At 68.0% G+C, this 23,261-nt stretch carries 23 protein-coding genes and 1 riboswitch; of the genes, 8 read left to right on the forward strand and 15 right to left on the reverse strand.

All coding sequences use genetic code 11. The features are described 5' to 3' along the window. Positions 1-75: 75 nt before the first annotated feature. From ACA097_RS05000 to cobO, 6 genes are read right to left on the reverse strand one after another with little or no spacing between them, the layout of a single operon-like run. On the reverse strand, positions 76-1,542 hold the full coding sequence (locus ACA097_RS05000) for a cobyric acid synthase (protein WP_371368864.1): 1,467 nt from the start codon (positions 1,540-1,542) through the stop codon (positions 76-78). Further along, positions 1,527-2,513 (reverse strand): threonine-phosphate decarboxylase CobD, encoded by a 987-nt coding sequence (gene cobD / locus ACA097_RS05005; protein WP_043250515.1) that lies wholly within the window; start codon positions 2,511-2,513, stop codon positions 1,527-1,529. Before cobD ends, ACA097_RS05000 begins: the two co-directional genes overlap by 16 nt. Continuing rightward, positions 2,506-3,444: an adenosylcobinamide-phosphate synthase CbiB gene (gene cbiB / locus ACA097_RS05010; protein WP_371368867.1), complete on the reverse strand. Its 939-nt coding sequence runs from the start codon at positions 3,442-3,444 to the stop codon at positions 2,506-2,508. The genes cobD and cbiB overlap by 8 nt, the downstream gene beginning before the upstream one ends. Beyond that, positions 3,441-4,091: a 5,6-dimethylbenzimidazole synthase gene (gene bluB, locus ACA097_RS05015; RefSeq protein ID WP_371368869.1), complete on the reverse strand. Its 651-nt coding sequence runs from the start codon at positions 4,089-4,091 to the stop codon at positions 3,441-3,443. Before bluB ends, cbiB begins: the two co-directional genes overlap by 4 nt. Beyond that, positions 4,088-5,383 (reverse strand): cobyrinate a,c-diamide synthase, encoded by a 1,296-nt coding sequence (locus ACA097_RS05020; RefSeq protein WP_371368871.1) that lies wholly within the window; start codon positions 5,381-5,383, stop codon positions 4,088-4,090. Before ACA097_RS05020 ends, bluB begins: the two co-directional genes overlap by 4 nt. Then, positions 5,383-5,994 carry a cob(I)yrinic acid a,c-diamide adenosyltransferase gene (gene cobO / locus ACA097_RS05025; protein ID WP_371368873.1) on the reverse strand — a complete coding sequence of 204 codons (612 nt, stop codon included), beginning with the start codon at positions 5,992-5,994 and terminating at the stop codon, positions 5,383-5,385. The genes ACA097_RS05020 and cobO overlap by 1 nt, the downstream gene beginning before the upstream one ends. Positions 5,995-6,248: 254 nt before the next feature. Next, a riboswitch (cobalamin riboswitch) is annotated at positions 6,249-6,469 on the reverse strand. 178 nt (positions 6,470-6,647) lie between these two features. On the opposite strand from cobO, the gene ACA097_RS05030 reads away from it, so the two are divergent. Genes ACA097_RS05030 through ACA097_RS05045 form a run of 4 tightly spaced genes read left to right on the forward strand, consistent with a single transcriptional unit; the run spans position 6,648 to position 10,139 of the window. Then, entirely contained in the window at positions 6,648-7,796 is a 1,149-nt protein-coding gene (locus tag ACA097_RS05030) for an MlaE family lipid ABC transporter permease subunit (RefSeq protein ID WP_371368875.1), read from the forward strand. Next, positions 7,793-8,584 (forward strand): ABC transporter ATP-binding protein, encoded by a 792-nt coding sequence (locus ACA097_RS05035; RefSeq protein WP_371368877.1) that lies wholly within the window; start codon positions 7,793-7,795, stop codon positions 8,582-8,584. The genes ACA097_RS05030 and ACA097_RS05035 overlap by 4 nt, the downstream gene beginning before the upstream one ends. Further along, the gene (locus ACA097_RS05040; RefSeq protein WP_371368879.1) at positions 8,584-9,522 is read left to right on the forward strand and encodes an MlaD family protein; all 939 of its coding nucleotides are present in this window, start codon (positions 8,584-8,586) and stop codon (positions 9,520-9,522) included. The genes ACA097_RS05035 and ACA097_RS05040 overlap by 1 nt, the downstream gene beginning before the upstream one ends. Continuing rightward, a complete protein-coding gene (locus tag ACA097_RS05045) occupies positions 9,519-10,139 on the forward strand; it encodes an ABC-type transport auxiliary lipoprotein family protein (protein ID WP_371368881.1) in 621 nt (206 codons plus the stop codon). The genes ACA097_RS05040 and ACA097_RS05045 overlap by 4 nt, the downstream gene beginning before the upstream one ends. A gap of 208 nt (positions 10,140-10,347) precedes the next feature. On the opposite strand, the gene ACA097_RS05050 is transcribed toward ACA097_RS05045, so the two are convergent. The 9 genes from ACA097_RS05050 to hflK (ACA097_RS05090) form a co-directional block, all read right to left on the reverse strand. Next, a complete protein-coding gene (locus ACA097_RS05050) occupies positions 10,348-11,199 on the reverse strand; it encodes an IS110 family transposase (RefSeq protein ID WP_371368883.1) in 852 nt (283 codons plus the stop codon). A gap of 488 nt (positions 11,200-11,687) precedes the next feature. Then, the gene (gene cobF, locus ACA097_RS05055) at positions 11,688-12,452 is read right to left on the reverse strand and encodes a precorrin-6A synthase (deacetylating) (RefSeq protein ID WP_371368885.1); all 765 of its coding nucleotides are present in this window, start codon (positions 12,450-12,452) and stop codon (positions 11,688-11,690) included. Positions 12,453-12,454: 2 nt separating this feature from the next. Next, complete coding sequence (locus ACA097_RS05060; RefSeq protein WP_043250495.1) at positions 12,455-12,712, reverse strand: hypothetical protein; 258 nt, start codon at positions 12,710-12,712, stop codon at positions 12,455-12,457. Positions 12,713-12,821: 109 nt separating this feature from the next. Further along, positions 12,822-13,016 (reverse strand): hypothetical protein, encoded by a 195-nt coding sequence (locus ACA097_RS05065; protein WP_043250493.1) that lies wholly within the window; start codon positions 13,014-13,016, stop codon positions 12,822-12,824. Between the two features lie 66 nt (positions 13,017-13,082). Beyond that, on the reverse strand, positions 13,083-15,053 hold the full coding sequence (locus ACA097_RS05070) for a cation-translocating P-type ATPase (RefSeq protein WP_371368888.1): 1,971 nt from the start codon (positions 15,051-15,053) through the stop codon (positions 13,083-13,085). Positions 15,054-15,060: 7 nt separating this feature from the next. Next, the gene (locus ACA097_RS05075; protein WP_236658360.1) at positions 15,061-15,546 is read right to left on the reverse strand and encodes a hypothetical protein; all 486 of its coding nucleotides are present in this window, start codon (positions 15,544-15,546) and stop codon (positions 15,061-15,063) included. A gap of 115 nt (positions 15,547-15,661) precedes the next feature. Further along, positions 15,662-16,687, reverse strand: a complete 1,026-nt coding sequence (gene hflK, locus ACA097_RS05080; protein ID WP_371368890.1) for a protease modulator HflK — start codon at positions 16,685-16,687, stop codon at positions 15,662-15,664. Continuing rightward, a complete protein-coding gene (gene hflC, locus ACA097_RS05085) occupies positions 16,680-17,714 on the reverse strand; it encodes a protease modulator HflC (protein WP_371368892.1) in 1,035 nt (344 codons plus the stop codon). The genes hflK (ACA097_RS05080) and hflC overlap by 8 nt, the downstream gene beginning before the upstream one ends. Before the next feature lie 11 nt (positions 17,715-17,725). Next, positions 17,726-19,690, reverse strand: coding sequence for a protease modulator HflK (hflK, locus tag ACA097_RS05090; RefSeq protein ID WP_371368895.1), 1,965 nt, complete (start codon positions 19,688-19,690; stop codon positions 17,726-17,728). A gap of 228 nt (positions 19,691-19,918) precedes the next feature. Here hflK (ACA097_RS05090) and ACA097_RS05095 point away from each other — a divergent pair, with 228 nt between their 5' ends. The 4 genes from ACA097_RS05095 to tcyN all read left to right on the forward strand — a co-directional run bounded on the left by ACA097_RS05095 (position 19,919) and on the right by tcyN (position 23,255). Next, the gene (locus ACA097_RS05095; RefSeq protein WP_371368897.1) at positions 19,919-20,923 is read left to right on the forward strand and encodes a D-cysteine desulfhydrase; all 1,005 of its coding nucleotides are present in this window, start codon (positions 19,919-19,921) and stop codon (positions 20,921-20,923) included. A gap of 99 nt (positions 20,924-21,022) precedes the next feature. Continuing rightward, positions 21,023-21,826 (forward strand): cystine ABC transporter substrate-binding protein, encoded by an 804-nt coding sequence (tcyJ, locus tag ACA097_RS05100; RefSeq protein ID WP_371368899.1) that lies wholly within the window; start codon positions 21,023-21,025, stop codon positions 21,824-21,826. Further along, positions 21,823-22,497 (forward strand): cystine ABC transporter permease, encoded by a 675-nt coding sequence (tcyL, locus tag ACA097_RS05105; RefSeq protein ID WP_371368901.1) that lies wholly within the window; start codon positions 21,823-21,825, stop codon positions 22,495-22,497. The genes tcyJ and tcyL overlap by 4 nt, the downstream gene beginning before the upstream one ends. Continuing rightward, positions 22,494-23,255, forward strand: a complete 762-nt coding sequence (gene tcyN / locus ACA097_RS05110) for an L-cystine ABC transporter ATP-binding protein TcyN (RefSeq protein ID WP_371368904.1) — start codon at positions 22,494-22,496, stop codon at positions 23,253-23,255. The genes tcyL and tcyN overlap by 4 nt, the downstream gene beginning before the upstream one ends. The last annotated feature ends 6 nt before the right edge of the window (positions 23,256-23,261 follow it).

Raw genomic sequence — 23,261 nt, forward strand, 5'->3', positions numbered from 1 at the left:
TTCGCGGGGATGACGAATCTTCAAGCGCGTACCCCAGGCGTCTTCCCCGCGCACGCGGGGACCCAGAAAAGCGCGTCAGGCCAACCGACATAACGCCCTCAACCGCTCGGTATCCAACTGCGCCTCGACCTGGTCGGCCAGGCGCTCGATGTCGCGCTCGCGCAGGGCCTGGTAGTCCAGCTCCGCCACCTCACCCAGCCCCGCCCAGCGCAGCAACGCGGCGCAGGCGGCGGAGGACTCGAACAGGCCATGCAGGTAGGTGCCCATCACCTGGCCATCGGCACTCAGGGCGCCATCGCAGCGGCCGTCGTCGAGCCGCACCGCCGGGCGCTCCAGCGCAGTCCCCGAAGTGACGCCAGCGTGAATCTCGTAGCCGCCCACTTCGGCGTCATCCAGCGCCAGGCGGCCACGCACGTTGCGCAACTGTTTCTCCGGCTCCAGCACGGTGTGCAGATCGAGCCAGCCGAGGCCGGCGCTCTCCCCCGCCGCGCCTTCGAGGCCGTGCGGGTCGGCCAGCGTTCGCCCGAGCATCTGCAGCCCGCCGCAGATGCCCAGCAACTTGCCGCCGTAGCGCAGGTGCCGCTCGATGGCGGCGTCCCAGCCCTGGGCGCGGAGGAGGGCCAGGTCGGCGCGCACGCTCTTCGAGCCAGGCAGGATGATCAGGTCGGCGGCCGGCATCTTCTGGCCGGGGCCGGCGAACGTCAGATCCACCTGCGGGTGCAGGCGCAGCGGATCGAAGTCGGTGTGGTTGCTGATGCGTGGCAGCACCGGCACCACCACCTTCAGGCGCTCGCCGTCCTTCGCGGCCTGGCGGGTGTCGATGGCGTCCTCGGCTTCCAGGTGGAAGTCCATCAGGTACGGCAGCACGCCCAGCACCGGGATGCCGGTGCGCTCTTCCAGCCAGTCGAGTCCTGGCTGCAGCAGCGCGATATCGCCACGGAAGCGGTTGATGACGAAGCCCTTCACCCGCGCCCGCTCGCTGTCGGAGAGCAGCTCCAGGGTGCCGACCAGATGGGCGAAGACACCACCGCGGTCGATGTCGGCGACGAGGATCACCGGACAGTCCACCGCCTCGGCGAAGCCCATGTTGGCGATGTCGTTGGCGCGCAGGTTGATCTCCGCTGGCGAGCCCGCGCCTTCCACCATCACCACGTCATAGGCGCCGCTCAGGCGCTGGTGCGACTCCAGCACAGCCTGCATCGCGACACGCTTGTAGTCGTGGTAGGCGGCGGCATCCATGCTGGTCACCGCGCGGCCGTGGATGATGATCTGCGCGCCTATGTCGCTGTTTGGCTTGAGCAGCACCGGGTTCATGTCGGTGTGCGGCGCCAGCCGGCAGGCCTGGGCCTGCACCGCCTGGGCGCGGCCGATCTCGCCGCCGTCGGCGGTCACCGCGCTGTTCAGCGCCATGTTCTGCGGCTTGAACGGCGCCACCGCCACGCCCTGGCGCTGCAGCCAGCGGCACAGCGCGGTCACCAGGGTGCTCTTGCCGGCATCGGAGGTGGTGCCTTGCACCATCAGGGTGGTCATGCGGGTCTCCATTCGCCGAGGGCCTGGTCCAGGCGCGCCCAGCCGGCTTCGTCCGGCGGCAGGCCGAAGCGCAGGCTCGGCGGCGTATCGAAAAGGCGGACGAGAATGCCTCGACGCGCCAGGTGTTCATGCAGCTCGGCGGCTTGTGGATAAGCGAGCCACTGGAACAGCGCCGTGCCCTGCGCAGCCAGGCCGTGCCCACGCAGCAACCCGGCCAGGCGCACGCCAGCTTCGCCCAATTCACCACGCCGGGTTTGCTGGGTACCGACATCGGCCAGCGCCGCGCGCGCCACCCAGCGGGTCGGCCCGCTGACGGTCCAGGGACCGAGCAGCTCGGCCAGTTGATCCAGCAACACGGCTTCGGCGAAAGCGAAGCCCAGCCGCGCACCGGCCAGGCCGAAGAACTTGCCCAGCGAACGCAGCACGATCAGCCCCGGCTCGCCGCCGGCCCGCGGCAGCAGGCTGTGCTGCGGGGTGCAGTCCATGAAGGCTTCGTCGACGACTAGCCAGCCGCCGCGCGCCCGCAGGCGGGCATGCCAATCCAGCAGGCGCTCGGCGTCGAGGCGGCGGCCCGTGGGGTTGTTCGGGTTGACCAGCAGCAGCACGTCGAGCTGGTCGATCAGCCCGTCCACCTGCTCGTCGGCGAGCTCGATAACTTCGTGACCGTGACGCTGCCAGGCTGCCGCGTGCTCGGCATAGCAAGGCGCGAGCACGCCGATTCGCCCCGCCGCACGCAGGCGCGGCAAGGCCTGGATCGCCGCCTGGCTGCCGGAGAGCGGCAACAGCGAGTCGCATTGGTAGTAGTCGCGCGCAGCCTGCTCCAGCCCATCGTCGTCTTCCGGCAGTCGTTGCCAGAGGCTCGAAGGAATCGCCGGCAGCGGCCAGGGCCAGGGCGCGATCCCGGTGGACAGGTCGAGCCAGTCGCGCAGCTCGATGCCGTAGCGCTGCGCCGCCGCGCGCAGGCGTCCGCCGTGCTCAAGCATGCAGCAGCACTCCCGCGCCGAGGATCGCCAGCAGCCAGAGCAGCACGCCCTGGCGGACCAGAGCGAGCGCGCGCCAGATGTCGCCAGCGCCCGGCGCGGAGCCGGCGCCCAGCTGCGGACGCTCGTGCAGTTCGCCGTGGTAGACGGCATTGCCGCCCAGCTGCACGCCGAGCGCACCGGCTCCGGCAGCCATCACCGGGCCGGCGTTGGGGCTGTCCCACTGCGGCGCCTGCTCGCGCCAGCTGCGCAGGGCCAGGCGGGTGTTGCCGAGCAGCGCGTAGGTCAGCGCCACGAGCCGCGCGGGGATGTAGTTGAGTACGTCGTCGATCTTGGCCGCCGCCCAGCCGAAGCGCTCGAAGCGCGGGTTGCGGTAGCCCCACATGGCGTCGAGGGTGTTGCTCAGACGATAGAGCACCACGCCCGGTGCACCGGCCAAGGCGAACCAGAAGAGCGCAGCGAAGACCGCATCGCTGCCGTTCTCCAGCACGGACTCGGTCGCTGCCTTGGCCACCGCGCTGGCATCCAGCTCGGCGGTTTCGCGGCTGACCATGTAGCCCACACGCAGGCGCGCTTCGGGCAGGTCGCCCTGGCGCAGCGCTCGCGCCACCGGCTCGGCATGCTCGCCCAGGCTGCGCAGGCCAATGGCGGCATACAGCGCCACGGCTTCGACCAGCCAGCCGATATGCGGAATCAGCGTAAGTAGCCAGGCGACCAGCGTCAGCGGCAGCACCGCCAAGGCCCAGGCGGTGACGCCATGGCTGCGCCAGCCAAGGCCGGGCGCGTCTGCTGCGAGCCCATCGCGCGGGCCGTTGAAACGGCGTTCCAGGCGATTGGCGAAACGACCGAAGGCGACCAGCGGGTGCCAGCGTTTCGGCTCGCCCAGCAGGCTGTCCAGGGACACGCCCAATACGCTCAAAAGGGCCAGGCTCATGGGTGTTCTCCCCAGTGGTTCTCGTACAACAAATCCGCCAGCGGGCGCGGCTGGCGCCAGCCTTCCAGGGCGAGCATCGGCGCCGGGTAGAACTCGCGTACCGGCCCCAGGCAAAGCACCGCAACCGCCTCGCTGCCTTCCGGCAGACCGAGCAGTTCGCCCAAAGCGGCGGGATCGAACAACGACACCCAGCCCATCCCCAGCCCTTCGGCGCGCGCCGCCAGCCAGAGGTTCTGGATGGCGCAGGACAGCGAGGCCACGTCCATCTGCGGCAGGGTGCGGCGGCCGAAGACATGGGCCTCGCGGCCATCCATCAGCGCCGCCACCAGCAGTTCGGCGCAGTCGCGGACGCCCTCGACCTTGAGCTTCATGAAGTCGTCGGAACGCTCGCCCAGCGCCTCGGCGGTCTTCACCCGCTCCTCTTCCACCAGACCGTGGATGGCCTCGCGCAGCTCGGGACGGGTGATGCGAATGAAGCGCCAGGGTTGCATCAGGCCGACGCTCGGCGCCTGGTGCGCAGCTTCGAGCAGGCGCGCCAGCAATTCGGGCGCGACCTCGCCACCGCTGAAGTGACGCATGTCGCGGCGCTCGGCGATGGTCCGGTAGAGGGCGGCGCGCTCTTCGGCGCTGTAGGCGTGTTCGCTCATGGGCGGAAGATCGCGGCGGCCGCCGCCGGGTTGGACGGCAGGTAGAAGTGGATGTACGAAGCCGTCAGCCGGCCCAGGCGGAACACCGCCTCGGCCACCGGCTTGGCGTTCGGGCAAGTGCCGCGCAAGGCAGGCTCCACCTCGGTATCCAGCAGCGAATGGTGGAAGGTGTGACCGCGCAGCGGCCCCTCCGGCAGCTCGACTTCCTGCAGCGCAAGGGCAGCCAGCCTTTTTTGCAGCGTGGCGCGGCCGGGCAGCAGGCCGAGCAACTGGCCGCACAAGCCATTGGCGTCGGTCAGGTGGTCGAGCAGGTAGAGCATGCCGCCGCATTCGGCGAGCAACGGCTTGCCGTCGGCGTGATGGGCGCGGATGGCATCGGCCATGGCGCGGTTGTTTTCCAGCTGCGGCAAATGCAGCTCGGGGTAGCCGCCGGGCAGGTACAGGCTGTCCACCTCCGGCAGGTGCTCGTCGTGCAGCGGCGAGAAGAATTCCAGTTCGGCGCCCAGCTCACGCAACAGGTCGAGGTTGGCCTGGTAGAGGAAGGCGAATGCCGAGTCACGGGCCACGCCGATGCGCACGCCGGCCAGCGACGGCGACACCCCATGCTCGGTTGGCGGGGCAAAGGCCACCGGCGGCGGCAGGTCCACCGCGCTGCTCGCGGCCAACGCATCGGCGGCGGCGTCCAGGCGGGCGTCGAGGTCGGCCAGTTCGTCAGCCTGCACCAGACCGAGGTGGCGGCTGGGCAACTCCAGATCGGCGCTGCGCGGCAAGGCGCCGTACCAGCGAATCCACTCCGGCAGGCTTTCGCGCAGCAGGTCGCTGTGGCGCTGGCTGCCGACACGGTTGCCGAGTACGCCGGAGAACGGCAGCCCCGGCTGGTAAGTGGCGAGGCCCACGGCGAGGGCGCCGAAGGTCTGCGCCATGGCCTGGCCGTTGATCACGCCGAGCACCGGCACATCGAAGGTGCGCGCGAGATCGGCAGCGGACGGCGTGCCGTCGAACAGGCCCATCACGCCCTCGATGAGGATCAGGTCGGCGTCTCCCGCCGCTTCCCAGAGCAGCCGTCGGCTCTGCGCCTCGCCAACCATCCACAGATCGAGCTGGTAGACCTGCGCACCACTGGCGCGGGCGAGGATCATCGGGTCGAGGAAGTCCGGGCCGACCTTGAACACCCGCACCTTGCGCCCCTGTCGCGCATGCAGGCGAGCCAGGGCGGCGGTGACGGTGGTCTTGCCCTGCCCGGAGGCCGGCGCGGCGATCAGCAGCGCCGGGCACTGGCGCGCCTGCGGCATCAGAACTCCACCCCTTTCTGCGCCTTGATCCCGGCCTTGAAGGCGTGCTTGACCAGGCCCATCTCGGTGACGGTGTCGGCGGCCTCGATCATCCCAGGCTGCGCGGCGCGGCCGGTGACGATCACATGCTGGTGCGCGGGGCGCGCGGCGATATCCGCGAGCACCGTCTCCAACTCCAGGTAGCCGTGCTTGAGGGCGATGTTCAGTTCGTCGAAGACGATCAGGCTGACGGCCGGATCGGTCAGCAGCTCGCGGGCAACGTCCCAGGCCTGCTGAGCCTTTTCGATGTCGCGCTGGCGGTCCTGGGTCTCCCAGGTGAAGCCCTCGCCCATCACGTGGTAGCGGACTTCCTCGGGGAAGCGGCGGAAGAAGGCTTCCTCGCCGGTGCTGGCGGCGCCCTTGATGAACTGCACCACACCCGCCTTCATGCCGTGGCCGAGGGCGCGGGCGAGCATGCCGAAGGCCGAGCTGCTCTTGCCCTTGCCATTGCCGGTGAGCACCAGCAGCACGCCGCGCTCGTCCTGCGCCTGGGCGATCATTTCGTCGATCACCGCTTTCTTGCGCTGCATGCGTGCGCGGTGACGCTCGTCCTTTTCCACGGATTCGCTCATCGGGGATTCTCCTGGCCACGGGCGGCCGTGCTCGCGACGCTCGTGCGCCGGGGCTGAAGGGGCGGGATGAAGGACGCGGCGGCAATGACCGCAGGATGACGACGGACGACAGCCGCGCGGCCTGGGGCCGTGGCTGCAAGAGAAATGCTCATCTGCCTGATCGCTCCACCGCTCTCACCCGCGCGGTACAAAACCTTGAGGACGTCGGGGCGGTCGGAACGCGGTCAGGAAGGCACGCGGCCGACGGCTTCCTGCACGTCGTCTGCGCTACGGGCCGGTCTCCGGGCTCGCGAGTGGAGGTCCGTATGGACTTCCCCGATCGCGCCTTCCCATGCCGGAGCACAGTGGCCATTGCGATCGTCTGACTCGCCTACCGTTGCGGGGGCAGCGCCGGAATGACCGAAGGTTCGGTGTCACCGGCTTCCCTGTTTCACCTTCAGATGGATCTGAAGGCACCTGTAGCAGGCGCGCAGCTTAGAGGCTGGCGGGGTGGCCGGTCAATCGACGCCAGCCAGGCCTTCGAGAGCGGCGGCCGACGGCGCCCGCGCTGCCGGAGGGATTGCAGCTGGAAGGATGTCCATCGCCGCACGGCTCATTTGTCTTGCGCCTTGCGTGCAATGAAGGCGGCCTTTATCTCCGCTAGACTCGCCGGCATGACCGAAACCACTCAGACCAGCCAGCTGCGCCTGGACACCTCCGCCTCCCCGCCCCTGCTGCGCATCAGCGGCGACTGGACACTCGCCCACTTCGCCGACCTGCAGAAGCAGATAGCCGGCCTCGACGCCCAGCACCGCCAAGCCGCGCATTGCGATCTCGACGGCCTCGGCGCGCTCGACACCGCCGGCGCCAGCCTGCTCGCCGACCTGCTGGGCAGCACCGGCCTGCAACACCTGGACGAGCTGGCCGCCAACGTGCCGGCCGAGCGCCGCGCCCTGCTCCGCGCGGTCGGAACCTCTATCCGCCAATGCCGGCTGGAAGAGCGCACACCACCCCCGGGCAACGCCCTGATCGATCTGCTGGAACGCATTGGCCGCGCCATGCTCGCCTTCCGCAGCGACCTGGTCGGCGTGCTCGGCTTCATCGGTCTCACCCTCGAGAGCCTGCTGCGCTGCATGCTCAACCCGCGTCGCTGGCGACCCACCGCACTGGCCGCACACATGGAACAGACTGGCCTGGACGCCGTGCCGATCGTGGCGCTGCTGACCTTCATGGTCGGCGCCGTGGTGGCCTTCCTCGGCGCCACGGTGCTGAACAAGTTCGGCGCGGCCATCTACACCGTCGACCTGGTCGGCTTCTCCTTCCTCCGCGAATTCGGCGTGCTGCTCACCGCCATCCTGCTCGCAGGGCGCACCGCCAGCGCCTTCACCGCACAGATCGGGTCGATGAAGTCGAACCAGGAAATCGACGCCATCCGCGCCCTCGGCCTCGACCCGATGGAGCTGCTGGTGCTGCCACGGGTGCTCGCCCTGCTGCTGGTGCTGCCCATGCTGACTTTCCTCGCCATGCTCGCCGGCATCGCCGGCGGCGGCGTGGTCTGCGCGCTTGCCCTGGACATCTCGCCGCGGCTGTTCATCGTCACCCTGCAGAACGACATATCCTTGCAGCACTTCCTGGTCGGCATGGTCAAGGCGCCGATCTTCGCCTTCCTGATCGCCGTGATCGGCTGCCTGGAAGGCTTCCGCGTCAGCGGCAGCGCGCAATCGGTGGGCGAGCACACCACCTCGGCGGTAGTGCAGTCGATCTTCGTGGTGATCCTGCTCGACGCGGTGGCCGCGCTTTTCTTCATGGAGATGGGCTGGTGAATACGGACGAACCCATCATCCAGGTCCGCGACCTGTGCAACCGCTTCGGCGACCACGCGGTGCACGAGCACCTCGACCTGGACGTGCGCCGTGGAGAAATCCTCGGCGTGGTCGGCGGCTCGGGAACCGGCAAGTCGGTGCTGCTGCGCAGCATCGTCGGCCTGCGCCGGCCGCAGGAGGGCGAGGTGCGGGTGTTCGGCCAGAACCTGCTGGCGCTGTCCCCCGAACAGCGTTCGCCGCTGGAGCGACGCTTCGGCGTGCTGTTCCAGAACGGCGCGCTGTTCTCCTCGCTGACCGTCGCGGAGAACGTCTGCCTGCCACTGATCGAACACGCCGGCCTGCCCCGCGAGGCCGCGCAGTACCTGGCCAAGGTGAAGATCTCCCTCGCGGGTCTGCCGCCGGACGCCGGTGACAAGTACCCGTCCGAGCTGTCCGGCGGCATGGTCAAGCGCGCCGCCCTCGCCCGCGCCCTGGCGCTGGACCCGGACATCCTGTTCCTCGACGAACCCACCGCCGGCCTCGACCCCATCGGCGCGGCGGCGTTCGACCAGTTGATCCTGACCCTGCGCGACGCCTTCGGCCTCAGCGTGTTCCTGGTCACCCACGACCTCGACACCCTCTACACCATCTGCGACCGGGTCGCCGTGCTGTCGCAGAAGCGCGTGCTGGTGATCGGCACGCTGGACGAGGTCGCTGCCACCGACGATGCCTGGATACAGGACTATTTCCATGGCCCGCGTGGCCGTGCTGCGCAGCAGGCGACGCAGCGCCTTACGGAGGAAAACTAATGGAAACCCGCGCCCATCACGTGCTGATCGGCCTGTTCACCGTGCTGGTGGCGGCCGGCGGGCTGCTCTTCGGCCTGTGGCTGGCCAAGTCCAGCAGCGACCAGGCCTACAACTTCTACGACGTGATCTTCACCGAGGCGGTGACCGGCCTGTCCCAGGGCGGCACCGTGCAATACAGCGGCATCAAGGTCGGCGACGTGGTCAGCCTGCGCCTCGACCCGCAGGACCCGCGCAAGGTGCTGGCGCGCATCCGCGTGTTCGACAGCACCCCGGTCCGCCAGGACACCCGCGCCAAGCTCGCCATCACCGGTGTCACCGGGACCGCGATAATCCAGCTCAGCAGCGGCTCACCGGAGAGCCCGCCGCTGGTCGGCGAGAACGGCAAGATCCCGGTGATCAAGACGATACCCTCGCCGCTCAGCAAGCTGCTGGCCAACGGCGAGGACATCGCCACCAACGTCAGCAACCTGATCAACAGCGTGAACCGAATGTTCTCCCAGGAGAACGCCGACCGCGTCAGCCGCACCCTCGACCACATCGACCAGGCCACCGCGACCATCGCCGAGCAGCGCAGCGACATACGCAAGATCGTCAGCGAACTGGCCACCGCCAGCACCCAGGCGCGGCAGACCCTGGCCAATGCCAACCAGTTGCTCGGCAACGCCAACCAACTGCTCGGCAGCCAGGGCAAGCAGACCCTGGAGAGCGCCCAACAGACCCTCGCCGCGTTGCAGCGCAGCAGCGAGAAGATCGACCGCCTGCTCGACAGCAACTACAACGCGGTCAACGGCGGCCTCAATGGCCTCGGCGAAGTGGGCCCGGCCCTGCGCGAGTTGCGCGCGACCCTGGAGAGCCTGCGCGGGGTGACCCGACGCCTGGAAGAAAACCCCACCGATTACCTGCTCGGCGGCCACCGAACCAAGGAGTTCCAGCCATGACCGCGCCCCTGCGCCTGCTCGGCACCTGCGCACTCGCCACCCTGATCGGCGCCTGCTCGATCCTGCCCAAGGCGGAAACCCCGGACGCCTACCTGCTGCCGGCCAAACAGCACCCGGCGCGCGCCACGCCGCCGGTGAACTGGTCGCTGCGGATTACCGCGCCCAATGCCAGCCAGGTGCTGGACAGCAATCGCATCGCGGTGCTGCCCAAGGGCGACCTGCTCAGCGTCTACCAGGGCGCCCGCTGGAGCGACACCGCCCCGCGGCTGCTGCGCGACCGCCTGCTCGACGCCTTCCGCGCCGACGGCCGCATCCAGGCCCTGAGCAGCGACGCCGTCAGCCTGCAGGCCGACCTCGAACTGGACGGCGACCTGCGCGCCTTCCAGAGCGAATACCAGGGCCAGCAAGTGGCAGCAGTGGTGGTGCTGGAAGCCCGCCTGGTGCAAACCGCAACCCAGCGCATCGTCGCCAGCCGCCGTTTCGAAGCACGCCAGCCAAGCAGCGGAACCCAGGTCGCGGAAGTGGTCACGGCCTTCGGCCAGGCCAGCGACCGCCTTGCCGCGGAAGTGGTGAGCTGGACGTTGCAGCAGGGGCAGAGGCAGAAGCTCGAGCGCTGATCCGAGGCGCCCAGGCTTCCTGTAGGAGCGAATTTATCCGCGAATATCCCTGCGCCGATGCCAACCCGTAGATACCGTGTCATCTACCCCCGAGCAAGGGCCAGTTCCGGATTGAAGGGCTGGCCCGACTTGAGGACGCCGTAGGCGATCTGCAGCAGCTTGCGCATCGCCGCGCAGATGATTTGCTTACCGACTTTGCCGTTCTTTTTCAGCCGTATCCGCAGTGCTCGAATCGGCGCGTTGTGGCGCATGGCGCTGATGGCGGGCATGAACAGGCCGGCTCGCAGGAGCCGTGAACCCATCTTGGAAATGCTCGTCTGGCCCTTGGCTGGCCGGACTCGCGCAACCTTGGGTTGAGCCCGGCAAAGGCCACGACGGCACGAGCACTGTCGAAGCGGCTGATCGTTCCGAGCTCGGCCAACAGCAGCGCGGCAGTCTGGTCACTGATGCCGTCGATGCTTTTGAGCAGATCACGCTTGCCGCGCAAATCCGGGTCATCGTCGATGTGATCTCGGATGGCCTTCGCAGTCTGTTCGATCTGCCGTTCCAGATGTGCCGCTACCGACAGGATCGATTCCTTGACCGGGTCGGTCTTCGCCGTTTCCAGCCGATTAACCTCCATCTGGAACAGCTCTTTGAGCTCCTCGTAGCGGCGCACCAGGGCTTGCAGCTGGCGCACACTCAGCGGCTCCGGCTGCCAGGGCTGGAGGTCGCCGACATGCCGGTCGCCGTACAGTGCAATTAGCTTGGCGTCGACCTTGTCGGTCTTCACGCGCTGCATCTGGCTCTGCGCGTAGCTGGCAATGCGCGCCGGGTTCATCACGCAAACCCGGTACCCCCTGGCCAGCAGGAAGTCGCCCAACGCTTCATGGTAGATGTTGGTCGCCTCCACCACGATCCAGGCCCCTGGCTCGGCATACTGCTGCAACCATTGCTCAAAGACCCTAAAGCCCGAGGAGTCGTTGCTCAGATTCCCTTTGGTGCGGTACTTGCCATTGCCTTGCAGTACCGCGATGTCGAACGTTTTCTTGGCGATATCCACGCCAACGACGATGGTCATATTCGATTACCCCCGATGTAGCCGCTGTCCCAGAACACCACTCCATCCAACCTTGCTTATGCGAGCTCTCACCTGCGGTGGGCTCTAGATACCGTTCGGATTCGTGAGTGGGGTGGGAAGGCAGGAGACCATCTACGTTGCAAGCTCGAAGCTTAAGGGCGCATTCGTCTTCCTGGCCTTCCTTCCGGGGATCAGCCGGAGACTACCCACCAATCTGGCGGGGCGTCGACATACAAGGGCGCATAACCGTTCGCGGTTATGCGCCGCAGCCCAACACGAAACGGCGGATAACCCCTTCGGGGTTATTCGCCCTACAGGGTCGACATTCGTGTCGTGCGGTTCGCGAGGATGACGAAGAATTGTAGGAGCGGATTCATCCGCGAAAATCCCCGCGCCGATTCCAACCTGTAGGAGCGCGCCATGCGCGCGAATCGCGGATAAATCCGCTCCTACAAGGGAATGCCGAGCCGTGCGGTTACGGTCTGGCCTTAGTCTTCGGCCTTGCGCAGCAGGTAGGTATCCATGATCCAGCCATTGGCTTCGCGGGCCGCCAGGCGAGTCTCGCGGATACGCTCGGCGACTTCGTCCAGGCGACCGGCGATGAGCAGCTCGTCCGGCGTGCCGACGTAGGCGCCCCAGAAGATTTCCAGGTCCTGGCCGCGCAGGCCGGTGTAGCTGTCCTGGGCGTCGAGCATCACCACCACGTCCTGCACGCCCGCCGGCATGCCTTCACGGGCGAGGCGGCGGCCGGTGGTGATCTGCACCGCACCGCCGATGTGGTTCAGCGCGATGCGATGCCGCGCAGCCAGTGCCTGCACGCTGGTGATGCCGGGAATCACTTCGTAGTCGAAGCTCAGTCGGCCGCTGGCGAGGATGGCGTCGAGGATGCGGATGCTGCTGTCATACAGCGCCGGGTCGCCCCAGACCAGGAAGGCGCCGCACTCGCCTTCGGCGACATGCTCGTCGATCAATTGCTCGAACAGAGCCTGCTTGGCTGCGTTGAGGTCGACCACGCTGCCGGCATAGTCGGCCACGCCGCGCTCGCGCTCCGGCAGCTCGGCCTCGACCATGCGGAAGTCGCGGTTCTCGACGTAGCGCTCGCAGATCTCGCGGCGCAGGTCGAGCAGCTTGGTCTTGCTGCTGCCCTTGTCGAGCAGGAAGAAGACGTCGGCGCGATTCAGCGCCTTGACCGCCTGGATGGTCAGTTGCTCGGGGTCGCCGGCGCCCACGCCGATCAGCAGCAGTCGTTTCATGGTCACTTGCAGTGATGGGGGCTTTCGCCGGCCAGCTCCTGGTCGGCATCGACGTCGCGGATGATCACCGTCGCCTTGGGGTAGCTGGAGCAGAGGGTGTTGCGCACGGTGTAGATGCCGCTGCCCTGGGCCAGGAAGGGCTTCTTGTTCAGCTTGTGGCCGTTGGCGTCCACCGCGTCGAGCTCGTAGTGGCCGCCGAAGGTCTTGCAGCCGGCCAGGGCCAACAGGCCGACGCCCAGCAGCAGGGGAAGTGCTCTCATCACTGCTCCTTCAAGAGAAGGCCGACAGGGAAGCCCGGCCGGCCGATCAGGAAATTCAGGACCTGTTTCGACAAGTCCCAGCGCCCAACGCTCCCGACCGCAGGTCGGCTCAGCGCTTGCCCATCGAGCGGCGCGAACCGCGCGGCGCCGGCGGACGACGCACGTCCTTGTCGTGGGCCTTGCGGTGCTGGTAGCCGGAGGCGGCTTCCTTCTGCGCGGCGAGGGCGGCCTTGGCCAGTTCGGCGAGGGACAGCGGGGCCTTGGTTTCTGCGCTGTCGTCGCGCGGCGGCTGTTGCGAAGTCATGGGGGTGAACCGATGGGTAACGAAAAATGGCGCCTATCATACCCGATAGGCGCCCTGCCCGCTCTCTCAGGCGCTGGCCGTCTCGCCCAACGGCAGCGGCGGACGCGGCTGGCCAAGGCTTTCATCGAAGCGCAGCAGGCGCCCGGCATTGCCCAGCACCAGCAAGGTGCTGAGGTTGTGCAGCACAGCGGCGATCATCGCCCCGGCGGCGCCCAGCAGCCCGAAGGCGGCGGCCGCGACTATCGCCAGGGTCCAGCCCAGGCCGATCAGCACGTTGACCTGCAGGGTGCGCCGGCACTGGCGGCTCAGGCGCACGCAGGTGCCGAGGCGGCGCAGGTCGCTGCCGATCAGCACCACGTCAGCCGAGGCCAGGGCGATGTCGGCGCCACCAGCCCCCATGGCCACGCCGACCACGCCGGCCTTGAGCGCCAGCGAATCGTTGATGCCGTCGCCGACCACCAACGGGCGGAAGCCCTTGCGGATTTCGTCGCTCACCCGGCGCAGCTTGTCTTCCGGCAGCGCCTGGGCGCTGACCTCGGCGATGCCGACCTCGCTGGCCACGGCATCGGCCACGCTCTGCCGGTCGCCGGTGAGCAGCAGCTGGCGGCCCAGGCCCAGTTCGCGCAGGTCGGCCAGCGCTTGCGGCGCTTCCGCTCGCAGGCTGTCTGCCAGGCGCAACCAGGCGCGGAAGCGGCCATCCAGGGCCAGGCCGGCTATCGGGCCGTCATGCGCTGGCACGGGCGGCGTGGCGATGCCCAGTTGGGCGAAGAGTTCGGGACGACCGAGCGCCGCCTCGCCGTGCGGCGTATGGGCAATCACGCCCAGGCCCTGGCGCTCGCGGATGTCCTGCAGCGGGTGGTAGGCGTCGTGCGGCACAAGCGCGGCCAGCGCACGGCTGACCGGGTGGCTGCTCGCCGCGCCGAGGCTGGCGGCCAGTTGACGCAAGACCTGTGGGTCTTCGCCGGGTTCACCGTCGAGGGCCTGCAGGCGCAGGCTGCCGTGGGTCAGGGTGCCGGTCTTGTCGACCACCAGCGAGGTCAGGTCGGCCAGTTCCTCGAGGAAGGCCGAACTGCGGATAAGGATGCCGTGTCGCGCAGCCACGGCGATGCCGGCGATGGCCGTGGCCGGCGCCGACAGCACCAGGGCACAGGGACAGGCGGCGACCAGCACGGCGAGCATCGCCTGCGGGTCGTTGGTGATAAACCAGGTGACCGCGGCGATCAGCAGCACCAGCACCATGTAGCGCCCGGCGTAGCGCTCCAGCAGGCGGGTGATCGGCGGCTTGGAGCGCTCGGCGCGCTGCATCAGGGCGATCACCTTGCCGAGGGTCGAGGCCTCGCCGGTGCGGGTCACTTCGATGCGCAGCAGGCCGTCGAGGTTGATCGCGCCACCGTAGACCTCCATGCCGGCGCGCGCCTCCAGCGGCACCGACTCACCGGTGATGGGCGCGGTGTCCAGGCTGGCCTGGCCTTCGAGCACGCGGCCGTCGGCCGGCACGCGGTCGCCGGCGCGCACTTCCACCTGGTCGCCGGCGCGCAGCTCGGCGTTGTCCACTTCCTCCACGCTGCCGTCGGCGCGGATGCGCCGCGCCAGGCTACGGGTCAGCCGGCCGAGGGCCTCGATGGCCTCTTGCGAGCCGATCACGCTGCGCTCTTCGAGGACGTGGCCGAAGATCATGATGATCGGCAGCAGCGCCGCCGTAAGCAGATCGCCGGTGGCCCAGGCGCCGAGCATGGCGAGGGCGATCAACTGGTCGGTAATGCCGTGCAGGCTCGGATGGCGCAGGCTCGACCAGGCCGAACGCAGCACCGGCACCGCCACCAGCAGCGAGGCGACGCCCAGGAGCATCTGCGCCACGCCCTCCTGCTGCGGCGCGAACCAGCGCCAGAGCAGGCCAAGCAGCAGCAGGCCGAGGGCGACCATGGCCAGGCTCAGTTGGCGCGCGGCGACCCGTTGCTCGTCCTGGCTGAGCATGCCGCCGGTGAGGTGGCCATGATGGTGGTGATGGCCGTGGTGGTGATGGTGGTGTGCGCTCATCTATCGATCATTCACTGGACGCAGTGCTGCCGTCCTTGAGGATGGTTGCCTGCGGCGGGAAACGGGTGCCCGGACGCTTCACGTAGTCGGCGGCCTCGGCCTCGGTCATCACCCAGATCTGGTTGACCTCGCCGTTGATGCCGTTCTTCAGGCCGACGAACTTGCCCTTCAGCTGCGGCATCAGGCCGTTGACGACGAACAGGTTGTTCTCGTTGCGGATGCGCACGGAAACCGCCACCGGGTAGCTGACGGTCTTCTCGTAGAAGCCCAGGCTGACCACTTGCTTGACCAGGCTGGGTTTGGGCCGCTTGAGGGTGATCACCGGGAAGCTGGCGCTATCGACCACGCCAACCAGCATGCCCGCGGGCAGGTCACGCCCGGCCTCGGCGGTGCCGGTGAAGAGCAGAAGCATGGCCGCCAGGGCCAGCGCCCCGCGCAGCGGCGTCGCCCATCCGCGGGCCTTGAGGAAGTGCTGTAGTCCTGCAGCGATCATGGGGTGTCCTGCCTTTTCTGAGTCGTCGGGAAATGCTGGCGATGGGCCGCCGGGGTCCTTTGCGAGCCTAGCGCGTCCGCATGACAGTGTCCGCTCATTGCTTCACAGCCGCCGCTCACGGCTTGGGCCCCGGAAGGATCAGGTGGCCGGCGTCGCGCGGATCGACCGTAGTCACCGCCCCGGCCTTGCCGAGGATCGCCGGCAGGCGCTCACGGTACAGCCGCTGCAGCAGGCCCGGGTCCTGGCTGCCGGCCAGGCTGGCGATGGTCGCGGTGTCGGTACGCGCCTTGGCCAGGCGCTCGCCGGCCTGGGCATGGGCGACCTGCAGGGTGCGGTCGGCCGACTGGGTCGCCGCCTGGGTCTGCCGCGCCGCGTCGTTCTGCGCAGCGGCGACGTTCTGCTCGGCGAGTTGGCTCGCAGTCAGCACGGCATTGAAGGCGCTGACCGCATCGCGCGGCAGCGAAGACTGCACGTCGACCCGCTCGATCTGCACGCCCAGCCCGTTGCCGGTGGCGGCCAATGCCGCCAGATTCTGGTTGATGCCCTGTTGCAGGTCACCGCGCAGGCGCTCGCGGCGCTCCGCTACATGGCTGTCGCTGCCGACCAGCTCGGGGCGGGCGACCAGGATGGTGTCCAGGTCACGCGCGGCGCACACGGCGACCGCACTGCGCTCGACCAGACGGTCCAGCGCTGGCAGCACGTGCTCGCCCTGCAGCACGAAGGCGTAGGGATCGGTGACCTTGTAGAACACCCGCACATCCAGCTGAACCACGCCGGCGTCGCCCGTCAGCAGGTATCCGGAACCGGCGGTGGCGTCGTTCGAGAGGCTGACGTCGAGATCGGCCTTCTGCGCCTGGACCGAGCGCAGCAGGGTCTCGACCCGACGCTCGATCACCCGCTCAGCCGACGGCAGCATCACCACCTGCTCGAAGGGGCGCGGCCAGGCCAGCAGCAACCCGGGGTTCTGGATGCGGTTCAACGCGCCCATGCGCAGCACCACGGCGCGGCTGTCCGGGCCGACCTCGCGGACGTTGGACAGCGCCCAGCCGAGCGCCGCCAGCAGGGTCACGCCATAGAGTGCGACGAACGCCAGGCGCCCGGCCTGCAGCCAGGGCCCGCCGCCCTGCTCGCGCTCAGTCATGTTGCGCATCCGCCTTCGGCGCCGGCAGCTGCGGCGGGCCGTCGACCAGCACGCGGAACGGTGCGGCGTCGGTACGCAGCACCAGGCGGGTGCCGGAGTTGACGATGGTGCCGAGGGTGTCGAGCGAGCGCAGCAGGTTGTACAGCTCCGGCGAGCCGGCATAGGCCTTGGCGTAGATCTGCGCCGCCTCGACGCGCGACTGCGCCTCGATGTCGGCGGCCTTCACGGTTGCATCGGCCAGCGTGATACGCGCGTCGCGTTCGGCAGCGGAGCGGATTTCGGCGGCCTTGCGCTTGCCCTCGGCAGTGCGTTCGGTGGCGATGGTCTCGCGCTCGGCGCGCATGCGGTCGACGGTCGCGCCGAGGGTCACGGAAGGCAGGGTCAGGCGCTCGACGCCAACCTGCAGGACGCGCACGCCATAGGTTTCCAGCAACTGCTTGTCGATCTGCTCGCGCAGGCGCTGCTCGAAGTCGGCGATGCGCACCTTGCTGCCATCGGTGTTCACCAGCTCGGCCAGGTCGAAGCCGCTGGCGGTGGTTTCCAGCGCCGAGCCGACGAAGGTGCGGATCTGCCGCGCCGCCTCGTCCGGCTGGTTCTGCACCGCGCGCATGAAGCGCTGCACGCTGGCGGGATCCGGCTGCACCTGCCAGGCGACGTAGGCCTGCACGATGATCCGCAGGCCATCGCGGGTGCCGACGTCCTGCAGGCCGCTGGAAGTGGTGCGCAGGCGCAGGTCCACCGGAATCGCCGCCTCGAAGGGGATCGGCAGGCGCCAGGCCAGGCCCGGCTGCAACAGCACCCGCGCCGGGTTGCCGAAGCGGGTGATTACCGTGGCCTCGCCGGAACGCACCTGCACCAGGCAAGCGGTGGCGGCGGCGAACAGCACCAGCAGCGCGGCCAGGCCGGCGCGGCGCCACGGGAAAGGAGTGGCCTCGTCGTGGTCGTGATCGTGGTCGTGATGGCCGTGGTCATGATCATGTTCGTGATCGTGCGCGTGGCCGTGATCGTGGGTATGCGGCGAACTCAAGGGACGAGCTCCTATCTGGCGGCCGGCGGGCGCGCCGGATCGATGGGCGCGGCGAAGCTGCGCAGGTCGAGGGTCGGGGCCTCGGCGGCGCCCAGGCGATGATCGATGACCAGGGCCGGGGCATTGCCCAGGGCCTGGCCGAGACGGTCGAAATACTGCTCCAGCAGGAAGGCCTGGCCGGCGTCCTGCCAAGCCTTGCGCTCGGCGCCGAAACGCAGCTCGGCGGCCTGCGCCGCGGCGAGGTTCTCGCGGGCGTCGGCGTTGGCCTTGTCGATTGCCGAACTGGCCGCCAGCTGCGCCTCGTTGGTCTGCTCGGCGGCCTTGCCGCGCTCGCGGGAAATCAGCGCCTGCGCAGTGATCTGCGCGGCCTGCACGGCATGGTAGGCGTTGGCCGCACCGGCCGGCGGATGGATCGCCTCGACCACGGTTGCGAGGATTTCCACGCCGCTGTGCAGGCGCTCCAGGTCGGCTTGCACCGCCTTGCCGATGTCCTCCGCCAATGCCTGGCGCTGTCCGCTGAGGACCTCGTCGAGGGTACGCGAAGCGAAGTCATGCACCAGCACACGGCTGGCAGTACTACGGATCAACGCCGGCACATCGGCGCTGTTGTAGGTCGCGGCCAGGGCGGCCTCATCGCTCAGGCCGATCCGATAGACGAAGCGCACGTCCATGTTGACCACCTGGAAGCTCTGCTTGCCCCCCGCCTCGCTCGCGATCACCTGCGACTTCTCGCTGGCATGGGAGGCATCCCACAGCCGGTTGGCGGCATCCGGCGCCGGGCCTTCGGCGGGGGCCAGTTGGTCCGCCACGTTGGAGTCGCCGGAAGTGGCCAGCTCATGGATGGTGCCGTTCTCGACCGCGATCACCCGGCCCAACGGCCAGGGCAGCCCGGCGTGCAGGCCTGGCTGCAGCACCGCTTCGGGCTTGCCGAAGCGCTCGTAAATGCCCCGGCCATCCATGGGAATCTCATGAATGCCGCTGAGCAGCCAGCCCACCAGCGCCACCAGCGCCGCCACCGGCAGGAAGGCGCGGCGCATGAAGGAGAAGGCCCAGATCTGCCGCAGGTCGATGCCGAAGCGCTGCTGCAGTTCGTCCTGCAGGAACGCCAGCGGACGCGGCGGCCAGCGCAGTTGGCCGGCGACCAGGCTTTCGCCGACCAGGCGCGGTTCCAGGCGTGCGCGCTGCGGGCTGAACACCGAAAGCAGCGCGCGCAGGATCAGCTCCAGCGCAACCGCCGCCGGCAGCAGACCGATCAGCACCAGCAGGCGCTCCGGCCAGACACTCTCGGCACTGGCGAACAACAGCCCGGGAATCGACAGCAGCTGCACTGCAATGACCATCCGCAGCAGCGGCGCCAGCCCGGCAGCTTCCGGCCACTGCGCCTCGCTGTTGCTTGCGAAATGCCGCTCCAGCACCAGCAACCCGAAAGCCACGAGCAACAGCAGGCCGGCACCGACATACGCGGACTGGCCAAGGGCAGTGGCGGGCAGTGCGAGGTTCCAGCCGGCGCGGATCACCAGCAAGGCAGCGAGCGCCAGGCCAGCCAGCCAAAGTGCGCCCACTCCGATCCGCTGCAGAAGCGTGCGCAAGCCACGGCCAATGCCGTCGAGGAAGCGGTCGTAGGCGCTCAGCGTATCGGCCGTCGTGGTTTCGTCCGACTCCTCACGTGCGCCGAACCATCGCGCAAAAGGGGAAGCCGGTTGGCCAAGGACGGCGGCGCGCCAGGCATCCACGCGCCAAGCCGACTGCGCGGCAGCAGCCAGCAGCAGCATGGCAGCGGCGTTGTTGCACAGCAGCGGAAGCCAGGGAGAGTCGGCGGCGAACAGGCCGATGAGAATGGCCAGAAGGAACAGCAGCGCAGCCAAAACCCCGCTGCCCAGGGCCAGGAAGAACAGGCGTCGTGCATGCCCCGCGGCCTGCTGGAAACGCGGCAGCGCCTGCAGCTCTTCGCCCGCGCTATCCAGGTCGACTCTCATCGCAACTCCAAAGGCGGCCATCGCCGGCCGGCCGGTACTTCAGTGGTGTCGGCTTGGCGCAAGAGCCAGCTGACGCTGGGCGCGGCGACGAAAATGTAACCTTATAACAATCGGCGTGAAATTCTCGTCGAAGGCGCAGGTAAAGGGAAGCCCTGATCAGGGCGCCGATTGCCCGGAAGTTGTCCACGAACTATCTTGCTCAATCGTTCAACTACCGCGAGCCGCCCCATGAGCACCCTGCGCGAAGCCCTCGCCCGCTTTCCCCGACTGGACCTGATCGGCGCCCCTACCCCGCTCGACAAGCTGGAACGCCTGTCGAGCCGGCTCGGCCGTGACCTGTACGTCAAACGCGACGACGTAACGCCGCTGGCCATGGGCGGCAACAAGGTACGCAAGCTCGAATTCCTCGCCGCCGATGCGCTTCGCGTAGGCGCCGATGTCCTGGTCACCGCCGGCGCCATCCAGTCCAACCACGTACGCCAGACCGCCGCCGTCGCCGCAAGCCTGGGCCTGGGCTGCGTCGCCCTGCTGGAAAACCCGATCGGCACTGACGATGCCAACTACCTGAACAATGGCAACCGCCTGCTGCTCGACCTGTTCGGCGCGCAGGTGGAACAGGTGCCAAACCTCGATAACGCCGACGCGCTGCTGCAAGAGGCGGCGGAACGCCTCCGCCGCAAAGGCCGCAAGCCGTACCTGGTGCCCATCGGCGGCTCCAATGCACTCGGTGCCCTGGGCTATGTGCGAGCAGGGCTCGAACTGGCTGAACAGGTGCGCGCTAGCGGCGTGCACTTCGCCGCCGTGGTGCTGGCCTCCGGCAGTGCCGGCACCCACGCCGGGATGGCGCTAGCACTGGCCGAGGCGCTGCCGGAAACCCCGGTGATCGGCGTAACGGTGTCGCGCACCGATGCGGCACAACGTCCCAAGGTAGAAGGTCTGGCGCAGCAGACCGCTGACCTGCTCGGCTGCCCGCTGCCGGCACATTTCTCGATCACGCTGTGGGACGAGTATTTCGCTCCACGATACGGCGAGCCCAATGCTGGCACTCTGGAGGCCGTACGCCTGCTAGCCTCTCAGGAAGGCCTGCTGCTCGATCCGGTGTACACCGGCAAGGCCATGGCCGGTCTGCTCGATGGCCTGGCCCGCCAGCGCTTCGCCGAAGGCCCCGTGCTGTTCCTGCACACCGGCGGTTCGCCCGCATTGTTCGCCTACATGACTCAAATCAAAAACTGAATAACCATAAAACCGGTAATTATTTTCTGGAATAACAACCGACCTATATAGTCGGCGGCCTTGACTAACCTGCTTGAAACACCAAGAACGAGGGAAATCATGAATTTCAGCATCCTGCGACGCGGTTTCATCTTCGCCAGCCTGACCCTGGCCCTCGGCGCCAGCCTGCTCGGGCAGCAAGCCTCGGCCGACGAGGGTCTGCTCAAGCAGATCCAGAGTAGCGGCGTGCTCAAGGTCGGCCTCGAAGGCACCTACCCGCCCTTCAGCTTCGTCGACGAGAACGGCAAGCTGACCGGCTTCGAGGTGGAGTTCGGCGAGCTGCTGGCCAAGGAACTGGGCGTCAAGGCCAAGTTCCAGCCGACCAAGTGGGACGGCATCCTCGCCGCGCTGGAGTCCAAGCGCCTGGACGTGGTGATCAACCAGGTGACCATCACCGACGAGCGCAAGAAGAAGTACGACTTCTCCGAGTACTACACCGTCTCCGGCATCCAGGCACTGGTGCGCAAGGGTGACGAAACCAAGTACGACAAGCCGGAGAAACTCGCCGGCGTGAAAGTCGGCGTTGGCCTGGGCACCAACTACGAGCAGTGGCTGAAGCAGAACGTGCCGCAAGCCGACGTGCGCACCTACGAAGACGACCCGACCAAGTTCCAGGACCTGCGTAGCGGCCGTATCGACGCCATCCTGGTCGACCGCCTGGCAGCCTTCGACATGGTCAACAAGACCAAGGGCGCCATGGCCCTGGCCGGCGCACCGTTCGCCCGCCAGGAAGCCGGCATCGCCCTGCGCAAGGACAACCCCGAACTGCTCGCGGCGATCAACAAGGCCATCGACAAGCTGAGAGCCGACGGCACGCTGAAGAAGCTGTCGGAGAAGTACTTCCAGGCTGACGTGACTCAATGATCGACGAAAGCCTGCAGCTTGCGCTGGATTCCGCGCCCTTCCTGTTGAAGGGCGCGGTCTTTACGGTAGTCCTCAGCGTAGGTGGCATGTTCTTCGGACTGCTGCTCGGTTTCGCCCTGGCGCTGATGCGCCTCTATGGCTTCTCCGCCCTGCGCTGGCTGTCGCGCATCTACGTGTCGTTCTTCCGGGGCACGCCGTTGCTGGTGCAGCTGTTCATGATCTATTACGGCCTGCCGCAGCTGGGGATCGAGCTCGACCCGCTGCCGGCAGCGCTGATCGGCTTCTCGCTGAACATGGCGGCGTACGTCTGCGAAATCCTTCGCGCCGCTATCGGCTCCATCGATCGCGGCCAGTGGGAAGCGGCCTCCAGCATCGGCATGACCCGCGCGCAAACCCTGCGCCGGGTCATCCTTCCGCAAGCGGCTCGCACTGCCCTGCCGCCGCTGGGCAATAGCTTCATCTCGCTGGTCAAGGACACCGCCCTCGCCGCCACCATCCAGGTGCCGGAGCTGTTCCGCCAGGCGCAACTGATCACCGCACGGACCTTCGAGGTCTTCACCATGTACCTCACCGCCGCGCTCATGTACTGGGTGCTGGCGAGCATCCTCGCGCACCTGCAGAACCGCCTGGAAGCGCGGGTCAACCGCCATGACCTGGAGCACGAGGCATGATCGAAGTACGCAAGCTGACCAAGCAGTTCCACGGCCAGGACGTGCTCAAGGGCATCGACCTGACCGTCGAGGCCGGCGAAGTGGTGGCGATCATCGGCCCCAGCGGTTCCGGCAAGACCACCCTGCTGCGCTGCCTGAACCTGCTTGAAACGCCCAGCGGCGGCACCATCCGCGTCGGCGACATCGAGATCGACGCCGCGCGCCCGCTGAGCGGCCAGCAAGCGCTGATCCGCAAGCTGCGCCAGCACGTCGGGTTCGTCTTCCAGAACTTCAACCTGTTCCCGCACCGCACCGCGCTGGAGAACGTGATCGAAGGCCCGGTGATCGTGAAGAAGGAATCGCGCGAAAGCGCCGTGCAGCGCGCGCGCCAACTGCTGGCCAAGGTCGGCCTGGCCGGCAAGGAAGACGCCTATCCCAAGCGCCTTTCCGGCGGCCAGCAGCAACGCGTGGCCATTGCCCGCGCGCTGGCGATGCAGCCGGATGTGATCCTCTTCGACGAGCCCACCTCGGCGCTCGACCCGGAACTGGTCGGCGAGGTCCTCGCGACCATCCGCGGCCTGGCCCAGGAAAAGCGCACCATGGTCATCGTCACCCACGAGATGAGCTTCGCCCGCGACGTCGCCAACCGGGCGATCTTCATCGACAAGGGCGTGATCGTCGAACAGGGCGAAGCCAAGGCGCTGTTCGCCCATCCGAAGGAAGAACGCACCCGACAATTCCTCAGCAAATTCCTCAATCCAGAGCAGGCATCCGGCTAGTCTATA

The organism is Pseudomonas sp. QL9, from assembly GCF_041409665.1.
Lineage (GTDB): Bacteria > Pseudomonadota > Gammaproteobacteria > Pseudomonadales > Pseudomonadaceae > Pseudomonas > Pseudomonas knackmussii.